Raw genomic sequence first — 22,740 nt, forward strand, 5'->3', positions numbered from 1 at the left:
TCGTCTGAATACACTCAGTGCTATTTCTTTTTTGTTATAGTTCTTATAGTAAGAACTTCTAATCATAAGTCGTAAAAAGTAATGGTACCCAACGTTTGTGTCTCAATACTTCCTGTTATAACCAAAACCGCTCAGCCTTTGAGAAAACTGAGCGGTTTTAAACTAACCAAACTAACCATATGAAAACTTATCTATTCTTAATTTAATGAGTTAAAATGCTCTTTAAACTAATGATATCTTACTTTTTATTTCTATTCAAATATACGTATGGTAAGTTTTTTATTTTATCTAAAATATAGCGAAACGTCTCAATGCGCAGTTAAAATGACCAGAATTGCACCTGAGTTATTGTACCCTATATATTTCTAATCTTTTATCGAAGTAAAGTCTATTCTAAACCCAAACTCTTGATATACGCCTTATTATCTGATGGTCTTCCTAAAAACTCTTCAACAGCTTTTACAATATCTCTTTGACTGCCGTTTCCTAAAATTAGTTTACGGTATTTAATGCCTGTTTCAGTATCTCTGAGTCCGTTTTTTTCAAATACAGTAAACATATCTTGAGCGTATACTCTAGACCAGAGGTAACCATACATGTAAACAGGATGGGTGTTGATATGAATCCAGTTGGCTTGGGGGTGTGTGCCCTCAATATAATTAGACATTAGGCCCATTTGGGTATCAATATCTTTCCATAATTTATCAGTGTCAATTGGATTCTCTGGATTATACTTATCATATAAATTCATATCATAAATACAAAGTCTTAGAGAGCGTTGCGCGCCCATTCCCGAATTCACATTTTTTGCTTTTTCCTTACTATCAAATAATGCTTTTGGAAATACCTCACCAGTTTCGTAATGTTTAGCAAATGAACTTAAAATGGAATAATCATCGATCCAGTTTTCAAAAATTTGAGACATAGCTTCAGAAAAATCGCTTTTCGGCCTTGATAAAATAGAATAATCTCCTTCGTATGACATGTAATTTACAATATGACCAAATTCATGAAATAAGGTGCTAAGTTCTCGGAAACTGAGTAGTGATGGTAATTTGTCTGTAGGTTTAGTGAAATTGCCTAGTAACATGGCCGAAGGAAGTTCATAACCATTTTTTGTTTTACTGCCGTAAGTCAAGCCTACACCATAAAACCAGGATTCTTTATTTGGTCGTGGATACAAATCTAAATAAAAACGACCTCTTAATTTATTGTTTTCATAAACTTCATACAGCTCGACACTTTCATCCCAAACTGAAGGATTTTGAATTTTTTTAAATTCTAATCCTAAAAGTTCTTGGTACATGTCAAACATACCTTCCAAACAAGCATCCATTGGTAAGTAATCACGCATTTTCTCATAATCTACTTGATATTCAGTTTTTAACAGTTGATTAGAGTAGTAACTAATATCCCATGGATTTAAAGGACTATCGTCACCAGGAGTATTTTGATTTTTATTCCTAAAGGCTTTTAACTCTTCAATATCCTTCAATGCTTTGGCTTTAGATTCTGCTACTAATCCATTTATGAAATTCCATACATTTTCTGGTGTTTTTGCCATTTTTGGTTTTAGGTTATAGCCTGCGTAAGACTGGTAACCCATTAAAGTTCCTAATTGATAGCGTTTACTAATCAAGGAATCTAAAATGACTAGATTTTTGTCAGCACCAATATTGGCTTTTTTTACAGCAAAATCTTTTCGGACCTTTTCGTTTTTAGCATTGCTCATAACAGGTCCGGCGGTGGCGTTTATTACAGGGATCTCATAATTACCACTTTCCAATCGGTATTTGTCTTTAAAGTTTTCAGGTAAACCGTCAGTTTCTTGTTCATTTAAAACTAAAGTCTCATTAGCTGAATTCATATTTATTGAATACTGAGAAGTTAGGGTGTTTATTTCTTTTGAAAGGCTTTTATAGGTTTCTAAATCTTCGGGGTTAAGATTAACACCAGATTGCTTAAATCCTTCAATCAATTCTGATACTAGGCTTTTTTTAACACCTTCAAGAGCTTTTCCTTCATCTGAGTTTGCGAAGGTTTGTAGTTTTTCAAATAAAGCTTTATCCGAACGATAATCAGTAAATAAAGAGTTGATTTTTTGAGAGCCTTCCAAGCCTTTTGCTCTTGTTAACGAATCATTTGAAACCCAATAGAGCATAAAAGCATTGCTATAGGCTTTTCTTAATGCGTTATTAATATGATCATAATCTTCAAAGGTGTTCTCAAAGTTCAATTGGTCTAGAGTCTTTATTATTTTAATACCTTCATTTGCATTTTCAATAGATACATTTACGTATTCTTCAACATGATTGGCTGTTACGTTTGCATAAGCAATGAGTTGATTTAGTGATACTTTAAAAGGGTTGTCCACAGACATCTCTAATAACTTTGTTTTGGTTTCAGTAGCACAGCCTATACAAAGTGCTGTTAGAAAAAGTAGAATCAGTTTAGTTCTCATAATTACAAATTTGATGCGTATTTAAGTTTTAGGGAGATTACACTATTGTATGTATTTGTTAGTTTAAACTTGCTAAATTATATGTAAAAGCGAATTTATAGTTTTTAAATTAAAGTAAAAGAATGTAAAACATTTTTTTTAATAAGTTCGTTTTAAATAGAATATTGTGACTCTTAACAAAAAAACCGCTCAGCCTTTGAGAAAACTGAGCGGTTTTAAACTAACCAAACTAACCATATGAAAACTTTACTATGTGCTTATGTTTTTACGAGTTAAGCCTCTCGAAATTATATTCTTAAACTAATGCTTTATGTTCTAATTTCTATTCAAATATACTTGCCATTGCCCTTTTAGTTTTGATAAAAAAAGGTGAAGCGTCTTTTTTACCAAGTGAAAGCATCTAAAGTCCTGTTGAGGCAAAGAGAGTAATATACATTGGCTTACTAAGGCGTCAATCAAGAGTTTTAATGCGCCCTGCGTATTGTTTCAAATAGTATAAATGAGCTGGTATTGAGGGCAAAAAATGCAAGGGGAAACCATAAAAGGGTGGAATTCAATTATATTTGTTATTATTATCAATCTAATAAACAGCAATACCTCATCCTATTGAAGACGAACAAGCTAAGATATAGCCTTTATTTATTATTAGTAATGTTTGTTTATGTTGCCAAAGCACAACCTGAATTACCTCTAAAAAATCAAGTGTTTAGCCCGTTGAATACGCATAAAAGTACTGCCTTACAACAGCATTTGCAGGAGGAATTATTTGCCAACCCGAAATGGAAAAAATTGCTTGACACCAAGAAGATGACCATTGCCGTTGTTGATCTCAAAGATTCAAGTCATGTAAAATATGCAGGCATTAACGATGATTACATGATGTATTCGGCAAGTCTTCCTAAAATAGCCATTCTCTTTGCTGTAATGCACGCCATTGAAAACAATGAAGTTGCGGATACAGAACGCTTGAAAGCCGATTTAAGACTCATGATTAGTAAGTCTAGCAATTCAGCGGCAACTAAGATGATAGACCTCGTTGGTTATGAAAAAATTGATGATGTTTTACAGCGTTCAGAAATACCATTATATAATAAAGATACAGGTGGCGGACTTTGGGTAGGGAAGCGGTATGCTTCAAGCGGAAGACGTTACCCAGACCCTTTAAAAGGCTTAAGTCATGCAGCTACAGCTTATCAAGCCGCTAATTTTTATTATCTTATAGTTTATGGTGAATTGATTAACTATGCCCGGTCTAAAGAAATGCTTGATATATTGAAAGATCCAAAGCTTAATCATAAGCTTGTAAACACCATTAGTTCCATTGCTCCTAATGCAACACTATACCGTAAATCGGGTACTTGGAAAAATTATCACGCCGATTCAATTTTGGTTTGGGGCCCGGATAGAAGGTATATTCTTGTGGTATTGATAGAAGATGCCCAGGGGGAGCAAATTATTAGAAATGTGGTTAAGCCTGTTGAACTAGCCATAGAAAGGTCTAAATCCGTAAATAGCGAATGATAGCTTAGACCATGGTAGATCTGCTAAAAAAAACCTTTCATATACGGGATGGAGAGCTTAAAATAGCCCTTTACATGCAGTTATATATATTTATAATTATAACTGTATTACTTTTAGTAAAACCTACAATTAATGCTTTATTCTTATCTCATCTGGGTTCTGAGGAACTGCCAACAGCCTATTTGCTTGTTGCGGTACTCGCCATTTTAACATCTTATTTTTACAACAGGTTATTGCGGTTTGTAAGCATAAAAGTTATAACCGTTATTTCGCTTGTGTTTTTTAGTGGTATCTTCTTTTTATTAGGCTACCTCTTATACGCACATATAACACATGACTATATTTTATACGCCTATTATTTAAGTATCTCTCTTTTTGGGGTGCTGGTCACTTCTCAATTTTGGATCATTGCGAATATGGTTTATAATGTGCGTGAAGCAAAGCGTTTGTTTGGCTTTATTGGTTCGGGAGCTATTGCAGGCGGTATTTTTGGAGGGTATATTACATCTATTTTAGCCGAAAGCTTTGGGTCTTATTATGTGATTCTATTGGCATCACTGCTCATTTTATTTTGTATTCCTATTCTCCTATGGGTTTGGAACCATAGACCGCATAACATGGTTAAACCGCCAAAGGATGCTCATAGTAATACTATGCAACAGGAGAAGTCTGTACTTAAGGTAATTTTCAAATCAAAACACCTCACGTATTTGGCTTTAACTGTTGGTGTATCTGTTATTATGGCTAAATTGGTAGATTATCAGTTTAGTGATTTCGCACATATAAAAATTACGGATTCCCATGAATTAGCGGCCTTTTTTGGTTTTTGGTTTTCTACCTTTAATGTTATCTCCCTTATTATTCAGTTGTTTTTGACAAACAGATTATTAGCATGGTTTGGTGTTACTAGCAACCTGTTAATACTGCCTTTAGGGATTGCTTTTGGCTGCTTGTTATTTTTAGTATTTCCAGAATTATGGGTTTTAGTGTTATTAAAAGGACAAGACTCAAGTTTTAAACAGTCTATTAATAAGGCCGCCATAGAGCTCGCCATTATGCCAGTGCCTTATGAAGATAAGAAGATCGCTAAGTCGTTTATAGATGTGGTTGTAGATAGTATTGCAACGGGTATCGCAGGGTTTTTACTCATTTTTGTGGTTAAGGAACTCGACCTGCATTCGCGTTATATTACGGTGATTATTCTTTTCTTTTTATTTGTTTGGATTGTACTCATTTATCAATTAAGGGGCGCCTATTTTGATTCCTTTAAAAAGAATATACTGAAAGGCATTAGTCGTTTTGATAAAGAGCATCCGGAAGAAGATACTAAGCCATTAAAGTTTTCTATTATAGAAGTACTTACCAAAGGATCTGAAAAAGAAATACTTGAGTTGCTTGAAAATTTGGGAGATTCCATATCAAAAAAACATGAGCCTTATATCATAAAGCTCTTAGATCATCCATCTAATTTGGTGAAAGCTGCAGCTATAAAAGAAATTTACTTCTTTAAGCATGATGCCGCTTTAAGTAAAATAAAAGACCTTGTTGAAACTAATGATGACCCGGAGGTGATATACGAAGCTATGGAGTATCTCCTTTTGCATACGAGCCTAGACGATAAAACCCTTTTTGAAGACTATCTAGACCATAGCAAACCATATATTGCTGATGCCGCTTTATTGTGTTTGGCAGAACTTGCATTAGATAACAAATACCTTGTTAAACGATTCAACTTACATCAACGTATTAAGCAAAAATTAGATCAAATTAATGATTCACAATTGGAACTACCACAGGAAGAAATTGCCGAATTATTAGTGACTATTGGCTATGCAAGAAATTCGGAATTCTTTTATTTTATAAATGATTATTTGCTCAGCAAAAATATTTATGTAAAAGAACACGCTATAAAGGCAGCTGGTCTATCACAACATATCGGTTTTATCAAACCGGTTTTACTAGCTTTAAATATTGACGCAATCAGAGATACTACCATCCAAGCTTTACAGCGTTTTGGAAAGAAAATCCCAAGTTATATTTTGAAGCTCGATGAAAAGGAGCGTCTTGATAATGATATTAGAAAACATTTTCCAAAAGTTATAGCATCCATACGGTCAAAAGCCTCCTTAAAAACACTTCTGAAATTACTGCGTTCTAACGACGCATTTATCAGATTTGAAGGCGCTAGAACTTTAACCCATTTACATTTTAAAGGCCATGGGATAAAATTTAAAAAGGCTACCATTTTAAAAGCGGTGCAATTTGAGTGTGACTTTTATAGAGAACGTTTAGGTATGATTTGCATCTTATCTGAAACCATGGATAACTCTGAAGCAGGTAACATAGAACTACAAATTAAGAAAGAGCAACTGGTTTCAATGTTAAACCATGAATTAGAATTTAGTATGAAGGCTATTTTTGAGGAACTCACTTTAGTATTAAATAAGGACGATATGGAAATTGCCTATTATGGCTTAAAAGACCAGTCAGAAAGTGTGAAAATTAATGCCATAGAATTCTTAGATAGTTTTTTACATAAAGGTTTAAAAACGGACTTAATGCCGTTACTGGAATATCATTTTATTCAGGAAAACGAGCCAGTTGACTTAAGCGGTTTGCAACAAACTATAAACTCAGAGGAAACCTGTTTAAACTTTTTACTCAAAGGAGGTGCCCATAATACGAAAACTGCTGCACTAAATCTTATAATGCTTATCAAGGACAAAAGGCCTTATATGGATGCTCTTAATAGATTAACCACTAATAATAACGACACCATTTCAAAATTGGCCATCAAGGTATTACAAGCTAAGGCTTAATATTAATAATGTCATCTATTTTATTAGCCAGATCTAAATGTGCCCATGCAGAGTTATGATTTAATACGTTGGTCATTAAACATACCATATATTTAGTCCCATTGGGGTGTTCAACAATGATTACGGAATTCATATAATTAAACACATTGCCTTCATAATCAGAACAGTCTGGGTTTTTTTCGCGATCACATTTATAGTAACTTCCCGATTTAAAATAGACCGCTGCATCATTTAATTTGGGTGACTGTGCATAACGAATACGTCGATCTGTTAGGTATATTAATCGCTTCATTTCTAGACTGGTGTCCGCATCAACGATTTTACCTTGTTCTAGTAAAACTAGAAATTTCATTAATCCTTTAGGCGTGGCTTGGCTACCTCCTTTTCTTCCAACATACTTGCTAGATGCATGGGTAAACATGCCTCCTAAACGCCATTCGTCACTGCTAATGCCTAAATCTCTTAACGGGAGATTTACGACATCATGAGCAAGATTCGTTAATGAGTCCCTCGCCGTTGTTTTAAAAAATTCTAAGCCCTCATCGTCTGTTAAGTTGGGATAGTCTTTGCCAAAAGCATTCATAAGCATGGCCTCTCTAAATACCACCGTTGCGGCACCATTATTACTAACAGAAACCATATGATCTAACCATTCATATAACGAGAAAACATCACTGGAGACGACTTTACGTTTTACAAGCTTTTCTGTTTCTATGTTATAAACTGGAATTGTGTGATGATCTCCAGTTCCAAAAATTCCAGATGCGACACGTTTTTCGCGCAGGAGGTTTGTGCGTTTATCCCAGGAATTGGGGTAAATCTTTTTTAATTCCGTAAAAAAGGCATTAAGAACAACAAGCTTGCCTACGCTTCCTGGTTGATACCCTTTATTTTCGTTGTACGCTGCGTACTTCAAATTGTTAGGATCAGTCATGTCTAACGCCGTAAGTGAATAATTCCCGCTAGGAATAACATGGCGAATGGCCTTTGTAAAAGCTTCGTCTTTCTGCAGCAGTCCTTCTAAAGATTCATTGTTTTCATCTGTTAAATTTAGTTTGATATCCGCAAGTTTTAAACGTGCGCCTTCAGGAATTCTAGTATATGGTTTATCGCTATTAACCGCTTTTTGAACATAAACTAAACGTGCTATTTTTGTTGTTAAATAGCCATCTATGGGGTATAAACCAAGAGTGCTTATTAGAATCCCTAGAGTATAAAAGTATGTTTTAAGCATAGGTCTTATAGTTTTAAGTTTAAATTAATTTTTTGATTCGTGTTTGTTTTTGGAGTTATGGCGTTTAAATACTCGGAACTTTTAGCCTTTTTATTCTCTACGAAAGGTCGAATTTGAAATAACCATAGTTTGTTGTCCTTAAAGCCCATTTCCATATCATAAGGCCCTCTATAATCTGAACCTGTTTGTTCAGGCATTTTCTTTCTAACTTGTTTCACCATATCTCTTATGGTTTGAATGTTTTTTGGAGATAAGATGGGTTTTTCGAAAGTGGTGTATTTTTTTTCAACACCTCCAGATTGGGGCAAACTTACATAAGCGGGTTCTCTAGAAGGAGACAATAATTGATCATTATCTTTGGCGACATTTCTTGTTTCAGCTATTTGCCCATCAACGGCACCACCTGCACCTTTGCTAAACGCAATGGTAAGATCGTCCTTTTTTCCAGCGTTTATTCCTGTGGTCACTACAACTCCTGAATAATCTACATTAACGCCCGGAATAACTAAAATTGAAGGGAATACATACTCGGGATTTAGCAGATACTTTTGGCGCCATTTTAAACTGCGTTCTGTATAAGGAGACGCCCAAACTTCTTTAATACCATTGATGATATGATTTTCAGTTTTCACATTAAACAGCGTTAAATTTAGACCAGCTCCAGTGAATTCTTTGAGGTCTTCCATATTGGTGTCGCTTCGTAAGAAAACGGGCGTTTCTCCAATAGGTGTGTTAAAGGCCTTTTGAAAATGAGATCTTAACTGGGCAATAAAGTCGGCATTTAATTCCATAGCCTCTATGGCCGTTCTTAACTTACTTAAACGTGAAAATTGATATTGATCAATTTCACTAGCACTTTTACTTTCTTTTTTCATAACCTCACACTGTTTATAGGTGTTGGTTAGAAACTCCCAATAGGAGCTATTTTCTCCCTTCATTGGGTTGTCCAGGTGCTTTCGGAAAATTCCAAATGGTATAATAAAGCCATTAACAACATGCTCTGGGAAAATAGATTTTAATTGCGCAAGATTAGCGGCTTTAGGACCACATAATTTACCGGAATCTGATGCTCCAACGTCTTGCATATTTAAAATATCTGTTTGGTCGAGTTGAATTCTATCTACGGGTACAGTGATTTTATTGCTACTTCTTTCAACCTTACTAAATAATTTTTTTTCTTCTGAAGTCATTTTATCTTCAGTTTTAAGGATCACATTACCTTTTGGAGATACCGCGTAAAACATATTCTTGCCGTTATACTTTACCAAATCATCAAGATTATCTTGCGATAATGCCGCATTGGGAACGCCTAAATTTCTAGCCAATAATTGCACATGAGAGACTAAGTTGCCCTCAGAAACGGTCATGATTCCCGCTACAGGTTTTAAACCTGAAGGCGGCCTGTCAAACACATAAATATTGTCTTTTTTAAAATCAATATTATCAATGGATCCCTGTACTACTAACAGTTCACCATAAGCGTATCCAGGATTTAATCCTCTAATGGTTGCTTGTTTTTTTACATCGGCAACATCATTATTAATTGCAGATTTTTTTGAAATGAAATTACCTAATTGGGAGACACTATTACCTAGATCTAAAGCAATGGAAGAACGAATTCTATCATCGATAAATCCATAGGCTAAAGGTTCAAACGTCATGTATGTTTCTACAATTTCAGAATAGTTGGCTTTTACCATTAATGAACTCCATTCTACGACACCTCTGGAATTGGTAAGTACCTCATTAAGGTTTGTAATGGTTAGTTGATTGGCTTTTTGATACTGACGTAACGTAGGTGCTATTCTTTCATATTCCCATAGTTCTATAAGTCCTGTTGAAGCGGCAATATTAGCGAGCGTATCTATTTTTTCAAGCAATTCTTTTAAACTTGTAGGGACCCATTCTTGAGCGTTTTGGAAAACTGTGTTCTCAAGTTTATTAGAGATATCTAATGCTGAGAGTTTTGCTTTTGCCGAATTAAACGCATCGAAATTGGATCTTATATAAAACATGACAGGAGCAAGTATCTGTACTTTTTCCTTTGGACTTAAACCATTGTTATATTTGGAGAGTAGTTTACTAATTGCAGACTGCTGGTCACTTGAAAAATTATTGAGTTTATCTTGTATGGTTGACAAATCTATTGGCTTATAATAGTCCGTCATTGTAGAAATAAGCGTTTCAAAATCTTGCTTTTGGCTCGTACTTAACTTTGAACTGTTTGCGGCAACAAAATCTTTTACCGTTTGAATATCTTTTATTTCCGGATTGCCATGAATTTTAATTCTAATTTTCATAAAAGAAGCAACCTCTTCAGCCAAAACTTTTGATTCGCTTCTCATTTTTTGTGCTAAATTGGAATCACCTGAATGCGGTATATCTTTTAAGGATTGTTTAAGTAAAAAGAAGTTGCCAGATATATTGTTTTGATCCAATACCCATTGATAAAAATTTATACCCCATTCTTGCTCATCTTCAGATTGCATGGCACCACGATAGTACTGTCCACGTCTGTATATCCAACCATCATCGACACTTTGTAAATATTTAACTATTTGATATTGTTTAATTCTGCTGTGATTATGATTTGAATCCCAAAATGTTTCATGCTCGTTATAGGCTAAAATATTCCCAAAGTAAAGCTCGTGATTATCTTCAAGTTCTTCAATCTCTGGTTTATATGTGGCATGTTGAATACCACCAACATCATCTGGACAATAATCTTTGGGTGCGCGAATAGAGCCATCATTGCAAAACCATTGTATTCTATAGTATGGACCTCTACTGTCTTTTTTGAAACCTTCAATCTGTTTTTTTATTTTTTCTGGAGAATGATTTTGAGAAAAACTTAATTGAAAGCCAAAAAAGATACTGAATGTTAGGATAGCAAGATTCTTTAATTTTGGTAATAATAAAAGCATAGAAAACGTTTTTTTAATGTAGACCATAGTATTTTACAGTTTCATAGATCAAGATAGCTATAAATTCGGTTATGTAATATAAGCATTATACCTAAACTAAAACTTGTCTTTTGAAGGCCTATTTATAAGGTAAGTGTATTTTTTTTCAAATTTCAATAACGTTTTGAGTAATAATTGGAAATGATACACGTGTATTAGCGTTATCAGGTTTTATGTTGGACTAAATGTATTATACAAAGCATGTATAGTTTTAAAAATATAAAAACCGCTCGGTCTTTTGAGATGACGGAGCGGTTTTATAAACTAACCAAACTAACCATATGAAAACTTACTCTATATGCCTCATATTATAGAGCGAGGCATCTCTTTTAAAGTTATGTACCTTAGTACGCTTTGCTTTTTCTTTCTATTCAAAGATACTATGCCTTAGTCTACTAGTTTTAGTAAACTACAGTGAAGCCACCTTTTTGCTAGGTGAAGCGTCTTAAAGTCTATGTGATATGCTTGGCCTAGTTTGGAATGTTTAAATTAAGTCCCACACTAAAGAATAGGGGTATGGTACTTACATGATTTACATAGGCAATGTCAAAATTAACCGGCCCTAAAATGGAATGGTATGAAAAGGTAGAACCTGCCGAAAACAAGAAGCTCGTATCTACAGTGTCTATCCATTTTGAATCAGTATTACCCATGCCATTGAAAAATGAATCTATTTTGTCAAACCCCACAGAAGCCAGACTTGTGTAGGGGGTGATATAAATATTTCGAGCAGCATTAATCTGCAAGCCCAAATGTGTTTTTATAAATTGAGTAACAATTAATTCAGAATCACCTAAACCACTAAAGGCATATGAATCCCGACGGTTTACTGGCAAATTACCACCCAGTGTATATTGCGCCCCTTTACCATTTTCTACAAATGAAATTTTACTGGATAGTTCTTTATCAATAAACGTTAAGCCCGTTGCGGCATTGATAATAAATGAAAACATGTTTTTAAAAGGTAGCCGTTTTTCAAATTCAAAACTAACTTTAGTAAAGCCATTGGTGGATCCAGCTTCATTATCGTTAATCGCTTCATCATATTGCACATTAATGTGGTGAATCACTGATCTTGCAATTCTGCCTTTAAAACGTGTCCCTTTTTCAGGGAAAAAGACTTTCTCCATACCATTATGTGCATAGTGAACCCCAATTTCGAGGTTGTCACTCGTATAGCGTCTTAAATCATAAATATTATTATTTACGCTCGGGTCTAGCTTGGGTTTTGTTTTATTATGTTCATAATTGATATCCACGCCAAAATATTGCAGTAAAGGATTGAAATCTCTATTAAATTGAATGTTCGATTTTAAAAAACTACTTTTTAATTCTTCCCCAATATTGCCATAAACATAATAGCTTTGCTTTGATTTCTGACCGTAAATTTGTCCGCGCCACCACCATTTTTTAGTTTCACCAATGTTCTGTTGGTATTCTATTCTAAATTTTGGCTGTTCAGCGATATCCATACCAATTAATAAACGTGAAGAATAACCTAAAATATTTCTGCCTGTATAATTAGCAATGAGACCAACACCTTGCCTGGTATCATAATGGAGTGCACCGTTAATTTGGTTTTTTGCCTTTTCAAAACATGTGAGAACAAGTTTAATTCTATCGCCTTGTACTACCGCTCCATAGGTGATTTGATTAAATATTTCTGTTCCCATGGCTCTATCAATAGATTGGGCCAGTTCTTTTGAAGTATAATAAGTATTTGGTTTTATGTTCATTCGTGCTTTAAGTAAGCTCATATTTTCTGGGCTTACATCTCTATATTCTATTTCATGAAATATAAACGCATCTTCAATTTTTGGCAATTCGTGTGGTTTCTTAGGGAATGCTTTAAGCGTTTCTGCTAAAGCGACCAGATCAGATAGTTTCTCTTGACTAGCAATTAATCCTTGCTGGTAAATTTCGGGCGATTTTACAAAGTCCTGGGTAGAATAGGTGAGGTTGGAATAATGGTCTATTAATATATTACAACGTTTTTGATTTTCAGGGTTTTTTAAATTACTGGTCATCATAGACGTTTGAAACAAAATGGTAGTAATTTCATTCAGTTTGTCAATTGGTTGCATGCCGCCGCCAACATCACTACCAATAATAATATCAGCCCCTAATTCTTTGGCAACGTCTGTTGGGAAATTATTAAGCACCCCGCCATCAACTAGAAGTGTGCCTTTGTAAGGCACAGGTTCAAAAACACTTGGTATTGACATACTTGCCCTTATGGCTAAGCTTAAAGAACCATCCTTAATGACAACCTCTTTACCGTTCACTAAATCTGTAGTAACAGACCGAAATGGAATGGGTAACTTATCAAAATCGTGAACATCATAAACCGGATATAAAAGGGAAGACAGTAATTCTCGTAGATTTTGATCCTTTAAAAGGGCTGGCTTTACCCTAGGTTTACCTTCAATAACATCTAAGTTTACGAGGTATCTATTAAATTCACTTTTTTCTTCAACCCCAACATCTCGCAATGAAATGGTTCCGCCAAGAACGTCATCCCAATTCACTTTCATGGTAAGGGCTTCTATCTCATCTCCAGAATAACCTGCCGCATAAAGTCCACCTATAACGCTACCCATACTGGTACCCACTACTAAATCGGGTACAATACCTAGACTGTCCAGTTTTTGTAAAACGGGGATATGCGCCACACCTTTAGCGCCACCACCACTTAAAACCAAGGCTACTTTAGGTTTTTTGTCTTGGGCATTAGAAAAACATGTTATTAATAACAATAGAGAAAGAAGTAGGGAGTGCCGTTTCATGAAATATTGATAAAAATGATATATTGAAATTTCAATATATCATTTTTATTTTAGTTAAAGTCTATAAGTAAGGCCAACATTAATATTTCTTCCCATATTGAAAATGTTATCAGCTCTTAACCTAGATAAATGGTTTATGTATTCTTGGTTAGCTAAGTTTGTTCCTGCAATGGTAAACGAAAGTTCTTTTTGAAATAAAGAAAAACGTCCTCCAAAACCAGCACTTAAAAGGTTATAAGCTCCTGTTGCAACCTCATAAGGACTCACATTGTTTTGCGCGAATGTAGATTGTAGTTTAATAAAGGCGTACCCTTTTTTAAACCAAGACTTCTCAAATTCAACTCTAATTGTATTGTTTAAATTATTAGCCGGAATTAATGGTAAATAATCATCATTATTTTGTTTTCCGGTCACCATTTCAAAACTACTTTCAAAATGCAACCAATCTAATGGGTGTGGGTGTAAATGGAGCCCGAATTCACCACCATAGAGATTCGCATCTTCTTGCAGATATGTAAATACAGGTTGACTATCTATAACATCACCAGTAGGAGAAATAAAGATGTAATCATTAACCATATTATAAAACCCGTTGGCGAAAACTTCAAAGTGTTCGTTTTTAAATTCTAAAGCTAAATCAGCTTGAAAACTTTGCTCGTTATTTAAATTGGGGTTACCAATTTCATAACGATTGGCACCATTATGATTCCCATCAGATAATAATTCAGAAAGGTTCGGTGCTCTAAATCCTGTTGCTAAATTTATTCTGGCAGTGATGTTTTGCGATATATTGGTTTTAACTCCTGCAGCACCGTTGAAGCTATTGAAGTCTCTATTTAACCCATCAGAAACATTGATGTTTCTATGATCAAAACGGATACCTAGTTGTACATCAGCTTTTTCAAAATGAATATGCGAGGTAGCTAAAACACCAAAATCATTGGTAATGGCATCTGGGATTAATTCTTCTTCACCATAATTAGTATTAACTTGATTCATACCTTGAACTCCAACTATGGTCTCAAATTTACCAAGATGCGGTAGGTGGTACTTAATATCATAATTTGCTGTTTTGAGCTTCATGTGCAGGGCAGCTTCTTGAAGTTCCTCATCATGATCTTCGTGCTCTTCATCATGGTCATCATGATCATCATCATGATCTTCTTCGTGCTCATCATCATCATCATCATCATGATCGTCGTCGTCATCGTGATGCTCTTCATCCTCATGATGATGGTGGTCTTCAAACTCTTTTCTGTCATTGTAAATATAACCTAAGCTTATATCTAATTTAGAGTTATTGAAAAACAAAGTTGATTTTGAACTGAACACATGATTAGTTAAATCTTGAAAAGGTAATAAGGGTGTTCTATTTGTGTTTTGTTCTCCAATTTCTTCCGGAATTCCAAGTTTAGATTGATTAACATTATACCTGAATTCTGTTTTGAATGTATTTATTTGGTAGCCTAATCCAGCTTTAAAATCTTGTTCTCTAAATCGTGTATTTGTCACTCTGTAATCAGGGGTGTCATAATCTGCATGTTCAGCCATGCTTCCTCTAAAAAGAAATTTAAAATGCTCACCTGAACTTTTAAAACCTAGGTTAGAATTATAACCTTGTGTATTGCTGTAATAATTTCCATTAATATCTCCGCTTGATGTGTTATTAGTAGCAAAGCGTTCAGGGTTTAAATATAAAACACCGCCAAGTGCATCACTACCATAGAGCAGGGAGGCAGGGCCTTTAATAACTTCAACACTTTCGATACCAGCGTCACTTATACCTAAGCCATGTTCAGCACCATATTGTTGGTTTTCTAAGCGAACTCCTTGTGTGTAAACTAAAACACGATTGGAGCTTAAACCTCTAATCACAGGCTTTCCAATACTCATTCCTGTTGTAACGCTTTCAACACCAGCTATGTTTGTTATGCCGTCAGAGAGGGTTACGGCACCACTAGCTTTTAAGTTTTCTATGGTTTCTTGCTCCACCATCATAACGTTATCCCGTTGTAATTTATGAAAAGGTGTAGAAATAATAATGCCTTCCATTTCAATAGCCGTAGGTTTTAATTTAACGGTGATTTCAGTAGAGTTAGGAATGCTGATTTTTATGGATTGTTTTTCATATCCAATCATAGAAAAAAGCATGGTGTAATTACCAGCAGGTAAATTTTCTATTTTGAAATGACCATGGTCGTCGGACGATGTTCCTTTTTCAAGATCGGATATATAAATATTTACTAATTGTAGAGGTTGGTTCGTGTTTGCATCGGTAACACTACCCTGTACTAGATTTTGAGCATTTAAGCTTGTTATTGCTAATAATAGCAATACATTTAAAATTGTTTTCATTATTATGAATTTGGATTAATAAAGAATCTAGCCGAAAAATTAATTTCAGCAATTTGTCTCATATTAAACCAATGACGGAGGACCGCGAAGCGAAAAATGTAAGCGCTGGTATTTGCTTAAGAATGAATACTGAGATAATATCTTTGAAGTTCCTTTTTTAATTTGAAACAGTTCAAATACAGCAAGGGATATATTAAAATTAGTATTGAATTGAAATTTTTGGAATTCACAATCTAAGTCTACTTTATGGATATGTGTAGAACTTTCTCCTGAACAAATTTCATGTTTATGATGTTCAAAAATATGAGCGAATTTAAAGGCTATAGGGAATGATAAAGTGAGCACCAAACCTAGGGTTAATACTTTAAATATAATATGCGTCCTATTAATTTTCACTAATCCACAAAGCGCTTTAAACCAATTCTACGAAGCATTTTCTTTTCAAAATTCCAAAAGAATTTGTATTGACCAAATACCCATCCAAAAAAGACAAGCATAAATTGATAAACAATAAACAATAACAATATTCTAATTACCCAATATCCAAAACTTCCAAAGTTTTCGGTAGTTATATTAAGGACGTTTAAAATGGGTTTCCCTATATAGGAAGCTGTTGAACCTGTAATGGCAAAAACGATGAAGATTACTACAATCTGCCAATTATGTTCAATGCCCCAACGTTGTTTTAATTTATTCAAAATACATATTTGATGCAAAAATAGATAAAACTTAATTAAATACGAGGCTTAAAAGGACCTAATCTTTGATTATAAGTTAACTGAAAATAAATAAAATAATTATAAAGTACGTAATTTACTTCATACCCATAGTCTATATTTTGTTGATAATTAATCTGCATTTCATAGAGGCTTGGGTTATATTGAGAAGGATTTAGGACGCGTTGATTCCATTCAATAACCATAATTCTATTTCTGCTTTCCATAAAAAATTGTGAATAGTATCCTCTTTGTCTTGCTCTACTGGCTAGCCAGAAATTAAATCCAGGTTCGATAATAATAATTTCATATTCTAATTTATCGTTGGCTATCACCACGGTATCATTGGCCTTTAAAGCTTCTAGTTTTTCATCTGCGGGGGGAGCTGTTTTGGCTTTTGGCGCTTTACAAGCTAAGGCAAAACAAATAATCAATAAGAGATAAAATGCGTTTTTCATAATAATACTTTTAAGTTATTATACAAATTTATAACGGCTATAGAAGCTAAAAAAAGGACATTGAGTAAACTCGCAATATCATTGAGTATAATTAAAATATGGTCTTATTTAATTATAGTTGGAATGGTATTTAGTAATACACGCCAAACCGTAGTGGTTTAGCGCGTATTCTAATAATGTATTTCTATATTATTTTCCTCCAAAAAGACCGCCTAACAAACCACCTAAACTGTCTTGTTTTTTGTCACCACCTAATAACATACCCGCAACATCATCAAGAGCACTTCCGTCGCCATCAGCATCTAAGAAGGATTCTAGAAGATTTTGCTCTTGGCCATTACTTCCTCCTAAAAGACCGCCTAAAAGATCTTCCATACCTCCAGAGGTGTTCACATTTTGATCCCTTGTTTGTTTACCCAGCATTCCCATTAAAAGCGGTGCGGCTATTTTAAGAATTTGAGCAACAGAACTAGCATCCATGCCTGTTTTTGCTCCTAAACTACTTTCTATAGTTTGTTGCTTAGTGCCCAAAACATGATCTAAAATTTTACCGCCATCATTGATAACACTGTCATCTACACCGCCGCCAAACAAATCATCAATATTGTCTAATATGCTCCCGTCATGTTGACCACTCAAGGCTGTCATTAAGCCTTCTGCACCTTGCGGTGTTGCTGCATTACGTTTCATCGCTGCCATTAAAACAGGGAGTCCCATGGCCAATACATCCTGCGTTTTGTTTTGCGGTTGATTGGTTTGCCCCGAAACACCGTTGATAATTGATTTTCCTAAATCACTGTTTAATAAATCTATAATTCCTGTCATAATTTTTTTAATACGTTAAATATTGATGGTTTAAGTTACAAAAATTATGGAGATAAATTGGGGTGCCAAGACTTATAATTAAATCAATTTTGGTCAAAAAAAAATAAAACTCCAACACATTGTGTTGGAGTTTTATTTACGTTATTATTTAAAAAATAAAGGGGCTCTTTATCCTAAAATTGCAATGATTTGTGATGCTAATTCTGTACCAATTCTATCTTGTGCTTCATTGGTAGCAGCACCTGTATGCGGTGTTAAAGATAAAGCAGGGTTCATTAACAATTGCATTTCTGGCTTAGGTTCTTTCTCAAAAACATCTAATGCAGCTCTAGCAACTTTACCGCTTTCAATAGCTTTTACTAGTGCAACTTCATTAAGTACACCTCCACGAGCAGCGTTGGCAATTATAACACCATCTTTCATCATATTAAACTCAGCTTCATCAATAACATAATCCTTTTGAGCAGGAACGTGCAATGTAATGAAATCCGCTTGTTTTAATACTTCTTCCTTAGAAACCGTTTTAATATCAAAATTTACAGTTTGACCATCAAAAAAATCTAATTCTAAATTAGCATTTTCAAGAAACGGATCAAAAGCAACTACTTTCATTCCAGCGCCTAATGCTACTTTTGCAGTGGCTTGACCTATTCGTCCAAAACCTAAAACGCCTAAAGTTTTACCTTTAAGTTCTGTTCCTTTTGCATAGGCTTTCTTTAAACCTTTAAAGTTGCTATCGCCTTCAAGAGGCATTTCTCTGTTGGCATTGTGTAAAAAACGAGCCAAACCATATAGATGTCCAAAAACTAATTCAGCAACAGAATGCGAAGATGCGGCAGGTGTATTAATAACGCTGCGTCCTTGCTCTCTGGCATAGTCTACATCAATATTATCCATACCAACACCACCACGACCAATTATTTGTAATCCCGGACAGGCATCAATTAAATCTTTGCGCACTGTTGTCGCACTGCGCACTAATAAAACTGTAATGTCTTTTTCATTAATGTAGTTTATTAATTGCTCTTGTGCTACGGTTGTTGTACTTACTTCATAACCTGCTTTTTCAAGAGCATCAATTCCGCTTTGTGAAATACCGTCGTTTGCTAATACTTTCATTTTATCGTTTTTTATTTCCGCAGTAGCGAAAATATTAATTATTTAAATTATGCTTTACTCTCTAATTCACTCATAACTTCTACCAATACTTTTACACTATCAAGAGGTAATGCATTGTACATAGAAGCTCTATAACCACCAACACTTCTATGGCCGTTTACTGCGCTAATTCCAGCTTCTTTAAGCATGGTTTCAAAGGTGTCTTTTAGATTGTCATTTTCTAAAGTGAATGTAGCATTCATTAATGAGCGATCTTCCTTTGCAGCAAACCCTTTAAATAATGGGTTTAGGTCAATCTCAGAATACATTAAAGTGGCTTTCTTTTCATTTTCTTTTTCAATAGCAGCAATACCACCAAGGCCTTTTAACCATTCTAAGGTTAACATTGAAGTGTAAATAGGGAATACCGGCGGTGTGTTAAACATACTGCCTTTATCGATATGTACTTTATAGTCCATCATTGATGGGATTTTTCTTGACACTGCTCCTAAAACATCCTCTTTAATGACTACAAGAGTAGTACCTGAAGGCCCCATGTTCTTTTGAGCACCAGCATAAATGATATCAAATTTTGTAAAATCTAGAGTACGTGAAAATATATCACTACTCATATCACATACCATAGGAATTGGAGAATTTGGAAACGCTTTCATTTGCGTACCAAAAATGGTATTGTTTGATGTACAATGGAAGTAATCATAGTCTGTAGGAATATCATAACCCTTTGGAATATAATTATAATTCGCATCTTTTGAAGAAGCTACTTCATATATATCATCATAAATTTTAGCTTCTTTAATCGCTTTAGCTGCCCAAGAACCAGAATTTAAATACCCAGCTCTTTTCTCTAAAAGGTTAAGTGCAACCATAAGAAATTGTGTGCTTGCACCACCTTGTAAAAATAAGGCTTTGTAGCCTTTACCTTCTAAACCTAGTAATTCTAAAGCCAAGGCTCTAGCGTTTTCCATGATGTCAACAAAATCTTTACTTCTATGAGAGATTTCGATTAAAGATAATCCACTATTGTTGTAATCAATTACCGCTTCAGAAGCTTTTAATAAAACTTCCTGTGGTAAAATACTAGGACCTGCACTAAAGTTATGTTTTTTCATTTTATGTGGTAAAAATTAAGATGCAAATATCCTAATAAATTACATGTTTAGCGTTAAAAAATCAATAATTTTTTTGTCAAATTGCTAATAAAAATTCAATAGAATCTACATCATCCGCATAATCCCAAAGTTGAGGTTTTTGGGTGGCTCCAAATGCAATTTCATTTTCATTAAATCCTTTGGAAACGATACATTGAATTTGTTCTTTTTTAGTCTCTAGAATAACCTTTAGTTGATCTAGGTTTTCGTAATACTCATAAAATAAGGTAGCGATAGGAGAAGCAAAGCTTTGGTCTTCTTTTATCATGAAAAAACCGTTTTCTAGCATATCAAATTCGCTCATTAAATAGACGGCTTTGTTATAGTCATAATTATTGGCATACTTCGCTTTATTAATGATAGGATTCCAATGATAAATGGACTCAAAAAAGCTGTCAAACTTATAGCCTTTTGGAACAAATATTTTGGACACGTTTCTACACCCTAAACCATAATATCTAAAGATGTCTTCAGAAAGGTTTTTTAAATCATCAGTGGTCTCATTCCCTGAAAGTATAGCTACCGAATTTCTATTGTTTCTTATTATAGAGGGTTTTCCTTTAAAATAATATTCAAAATAGCGCGCGGTATTATCACTGCCAGTGGCTATTACAGCATCAAAGCCTTCTAGCTTTTCTTCAGTAAAGACAATATGTCCTTTAAATTTAGGTGCTACGTATTCCAAATATTTCGCTAAAAAGGGTAGTAGATGTTTATCGTTTGAGGATTGTTTAACAAGTACACGATGTCCTATTATTAGTACAGATAAAAAATCATGAAATCCAACCAAAGGTATATTGCCAGCCATAATAATAGCCACTTGTTTTGGGGGTGTTTCCTCAATGTTGTACGGCTTGACCCACTTGTTAAGGTTTTCCAGGGTTAAAGCGTCACTCCAGGATTTTAAGGCAAATTGAATGTTTTCTAGAGTGAACCAGCCATTGTGTTCTTGAGCTATTTTTAGTAGGTGTTTAAACCCATCAAAGAATATATCGTTGAATTCGATATTCTCAGCTTTAGAGATATCTTGGTTAGAAAATTGCCTTAAAAAATCTCCTAATTTTACAAAAGCATTAATTCTTTCTTGTAATTGCATTCTGAATTTGGTTATGACGGGTTTTGGCTTTATTTTTGCATCTGCAAATTTAAGGAAACTCATATAGAGTTCTTGAATTTTAAAAGATAAAAAAATTACTATGGCTATTATAATAACAGACGAATGTATAAATTGTGGGGCTTGTGAACCAGAATGCCCAAATACTGCAATTTATGAAGGTGCCGATGATTGGCGCTATAAAGATGGTACAAGTTTAGAAGGTACTGTTGTTTTAACAAATGGAAATGAGGTAGATGCTGATGAAGCTCAGGAACCTGTTAGCGATGAATTGTACTATATTGTGCCTGATAAATGTACAGAGTGTAAAGGGTTTCATGACGAGCCGCAATGTGCTGCAGTATGTCCTGTGGACTGTTGTGTTCCTGATGAGGATGTGGTAGAAACGGAAGAAGAATTATTGGCGAAACAGAAGTTTATGCACCCGGATGGATAGGTGTAATGATATATTTTAAAATAAAAAATCCTGGACGTTTAGTCCGGGATTTTTTTTGCCATTTAATGCTCGAAAAACATGATTTAGTTTTTAGCTTTACATGCTAGTATTGTCAATGTCAATTTTAGGTTTTATATTTTTGTTTACATGAATAATAAAAAAGTATTGCTTCTTTTAAATGGTGAGGCACCAAATTCATTGCCGGATGTTAGTGATTATGAGGTAGTCTGTGGGACTGATGGCGCTTACGAGCTATTTAGGAATTATAATGTCACACCCCAATTTATAAGTGGCGATTTTGATTCATTAGACCAATTTCCAGAAGATGTAGAGTGTATTCCTACTCCAAATCAAGATTTTACAGATTTTGATAAAATATTAAAGATTCTGTTTGACAGAGGTTATTATCATATTCATGTTTTTGGAGCAAGTGGTAAGGAACAGGATCATTTTATGGGAAATCTGCATACCGCTTTACAATGGGAGGATAGATTGAATCTTACATTTTTTGATAATTACGGTTATTATTTTTTAGCCAAACCAAACCAAGTCATTACCGGATGTTTTCAAAAGCACGTATCTCTTGTGCCTATGCCAAAAGTTGAGGGGGTTATTACTAAAGGGTTAAAATATAGTTTAAATAATGAACCATTGGTTTTTGGAACGCGCATAGGTACTAGAAATGTAGCCCTAGTTGACAAAGTTGAGATAACTTTTTTAAAGGGAAATTTGTTTGTCTTTATTAATGATTAAAATAAAGCGGAATTAATTACATTTGCACT

The 22,740-nt window shown here is 34.4% G+C and carries 15 protein-coding genes; 4 read left to right on the forward strand and 11 right to left on the reverse strand.

Annotation, left to right across the window (positions count from 1 at the left end; translation table 11 throughout):
- Positions 1-388 precede the first annotated feature (388 nt).
- On the reverse strand, positions 389-2,461 hold the full coding sequence (locus IE051_RS15575; RefSeq protein ID WP_189362335.1) for a M3 family metallopeptidase: 2,073 nt from the start codon (positions 2,459-2,461) through the stop codon (positions 389-391).
- A 606-nt stretch (positions 2,462-3,067) separates the two neighbouring features.
- On the opposite strand from IE051_RS15575, the gene IE051_RS15580 reads away from it, so the two are divergent.
- Positions 3,068-3,982, forward strand: coding sequence for a serine hydrolase (locus IE051_RS15580; RefSeq protein WP_229796841.1), 915 nt, complete (start codon positions 3,068-3,070; stop codon positions 3,980-3,982).
- A 74-nt stretch (positions 3,983-4,056) separates the two neighbouring features.
- A complete protein-coding gene (locus tag IE051_RS15585) occupies positions 4,057-6,801 on the forward strand; it encodes an MFS transporter (RefSeq protein ID WP_189362336.1) in 2,745 nt (914 codons plus the stop codon).
- Here IE051_RS15585 and IE051_RS15590 read toward each other — a convergent pair.
- From IE051_RS15590 to IE051_RS15635, 10 genes are all read right to left on the reverse strand, one after another.
- Positions 6,791-8,035, reverse strand: a complete 1,245-nt coding sequence (locus IE051_RS15590; protein WP_189362337.1) for a serine hydrolase — start codon at positions 8,033-8,035, stop codon at positions 6,791-6,793. The genes IE051_RS15585 and IE051_RS15590 overlap by 11 nt on opposite strands.
- 5 nt (positions 8,036-8,040) lie before the next feature.
- Positions 8,041-10,959 carry a PEP/pyruvate-binding domain-containing protein gene (locus tag IE051_RS15595; RefSeq protein ID WP_189362338.1) on the reverse strand — a complete coding sequence of 973 codons (2,919 nt, stop codon included), beginning with the start codon at positions 10,957-10,959 and terminating at the stop codon, positions 8,041-8,043.
- 509 nt (positions 10,960-11,468) lie between these two features.
- Entirely contained in the window at positions 11,469-13,784 is a 2,316-nt protein-coding gene (locus IE051_RS15600; protein WP_189362339.1) for a patatin-like phospholipase family protein, read from the reverse strand.
- A 54-nt stretch (positions 13,785-13,838) separates the two neighbouring features.
- Positions 13,839-16,139: a TonB-dependent receptor gene (locus tag IE051_RS15605; RefSeq protein ID WP_189362340.1), complete on the reverse strand. Its 2,301-nt coding sequence runs from the start codon at positions 16,137-16,139 to the stop codon at positions 13,839-13,841.
- A gap of 395 nt (positions 16,140-16,534) precedes the next feature.
- Entirely contained in the window at positions 16,535-16,837 is a 303-nt protein-coding gene (locus tag IE051_RS15610) for a DUF6787 family protein (protein WP_189362341.1), read from the reverse strand.
- A 35-nt stretch (positions 16,838-16,872) separates the two neighbouring features.
- Entirely contained in the window at positions 16,873-17,313 is a 441-nt protein-coding gene (locus IE051_RS15615; protein ID WP_189362342.1) for a DUF6146 family protein, read from the reverse strand.
- A gap of 189 nt (positions 17,314-17,502) precedes the next feature.
- Positions 17,503-18,138 (reverse strand): DUF937 domain-containing protein, encoded by a 636-nt coding sequence (locus tag IE051_RS15620; RefSeq protein ID WP_189362343.1) that lies wholly within the window; start codon positions 18,136-18,138, stop codon positions 17,503-17,505.
- 168 nt (positions 18,139-18,306) lie between these two features.
- Positions 18,307-19,257: a D-2-hydroxyacid dehydrogenase gene (locus tag IE051_RS15625; RefSeq protein ID WP_189362344.1), complete on the reverse strand. Its 951-nt coding sequence runs from the start codon at positions 19,255-19,257 to the stop codon at positions 18,307-18,309.
- A 47-nt stretch (positions 19,258-19,304) separates the two neighbouring features.
- Positions 19,305-20,369 (reverse strand): 3-phosphoserine/phosphohydroxythreonine transaminase, encoded by a 1,065-nt coding sequence (gene serC / locus IE051_RS15630; protein ID WP_189362345.1) that lies wholly within the window; start codon positions 20,367-20,369, stop codon positions 19,305-19,307.
- A gap of 76 nt (positions 20,370-20,445) precedes the next feature.
- Positions 20,446-21,504, reverse strand: a complete 1,059-nt coding sequence (locus IE051_RS15635; protein ID WP_189362449.1) for an acyl-CoA reductase — start codon at positions 21,502-21,504, stop codon at positions 20,446-20,448.
- A 100-nt stretch (positions 21,505-21,604) separates the two neighbouring features.
- On the opposite strand from IE051_RS15635, the gene IE051_RS15640 reads away from it, so the two are divergent.
- Positions 21,605-21,958: a 4Fe-4S dicluster domain-containing protein gene (locus IE051_RS15640; RefSeq protein ID WP_189362346.1), complete on the forward strand. Its 354-nt coding sequence runs from the start codon at positions 21,605-21,607 to the stop codon at positions 21,956-21,958.
- Between the two features lie 147 nt (positions 21,959-22,105).
- Positions 22,106-22,711: a thiamine diphosphokinase gene (locus IE051_RS15645; protein ID WP_189362347.1), complete on the forward strand. Its 606-nt coding sequence runs from the start codon at positions 22,106-22,108 to the stop codon at positions 22,709-22,711.
- Positions 22,712-22,740 lie beyond the last annotated feature (29 nt).

The organism is Algibacter mikhailovii (genome assembly GCF_014651495.1).
GTDB lineage: Bacteria > Bacteroidota > Bacteroidia > Flavobacteriales > Flavobacteriaceae > Algibacter_E > Algibacter_E mikhailovii.

Excerpts from the sequence above, each read along its gene's own strand:
- IE051_RS15625 (WP_189362344.1), bottom strand. The coding sequence starts at position 19,257 with ATGAAAGTATTAGCAAACGACGGTATTTCACAAAGCGGAATTGATGCT.
- IE051_RS15585 (WP_189362336.1), top strand. The coding sequence starts at position 4,057 with ATGCAGTTATATATATTTATAATTATAACTGTATTACTTTTAGTAAAA.
- IE051_RS15600 (WP_189362339.1), bottom strand. The coding sequence starts at position 13,784 with ATGAAACGGCACTCCCTACTTCTTTCTCTATTGTTATTAATAACATGT.
- IE051_RS15620 (WP_189362343.1), bottom strand. The coding sequence starts at position 18,138 with ATGACAGGAATTATAGATTTATTAAACAGTGATTTAGGAAAATCAATT.
- IE051_RS15590 (WP_189362337.1), bottom strand. The coding sequence starts at position 8,035 with ATGCTTAAAACATACTTTTATACTCTAGGGATTCTAATAAGCACTCTT.
- IE051_RS15575 (WP_189362335.1), bottom strand. The coding sequence starts at position 2,461 with ATGAGAACTAAACTGATTCTACTTTTTCTAACAGCACTTTGTATAGGC.
- IE051_RS15605 (WP_189362340.1), bottom strand. The coding sequence starts at position 16,139 with ATGAAAACAATTTTAAATGTATTGCTATTATTAGCAATAACAAGCTTA.
- IE051_RS15615 (WP_189362342.1), bottom strand. The coding sequence starts at position 17,313 with ATGAAAAACGCATTTTATCTCTTATTGATTATTTGTTTTGCCTTAGCT.
- IE051_RS15635 (WP_189362449.1), bottom strand. The coding sequence starts at position 21,504 with ATGCAATTACAAGAAAGAATTAATGCTTTTGTAAAATTAGGAGATTTT.
- IE051_RS15640 (WP_189362346.1), top strand. The coding sequence starts at position 21,605 with ATGGCTATTATAATAACAGACGAATGTATAAATTGTGGGGCTTGTGAA.
- serC (WP_189362345.1), bottom strand. The coding sequence starts at position 20,369 with ATGAAAAAACATAACTTTAGTGCAGGTCCTAGTATTTTACCACAGGAA.
- IE051_RS15595 (WP_189362338.1), bottom strand. The coding sequence starts at position 10,959 with ATGCTTTTATTATTACCAAAATTAAAGAATCTTGCTATCCTAACATTC.
- IE051_RS15645 (WP_189362347.1), top strand. The coding sequence starts at position 22,106 with ATGAATAATAAAAAAGTATTGCTTCTTTTAAATGGTGAGGCACCAAAT.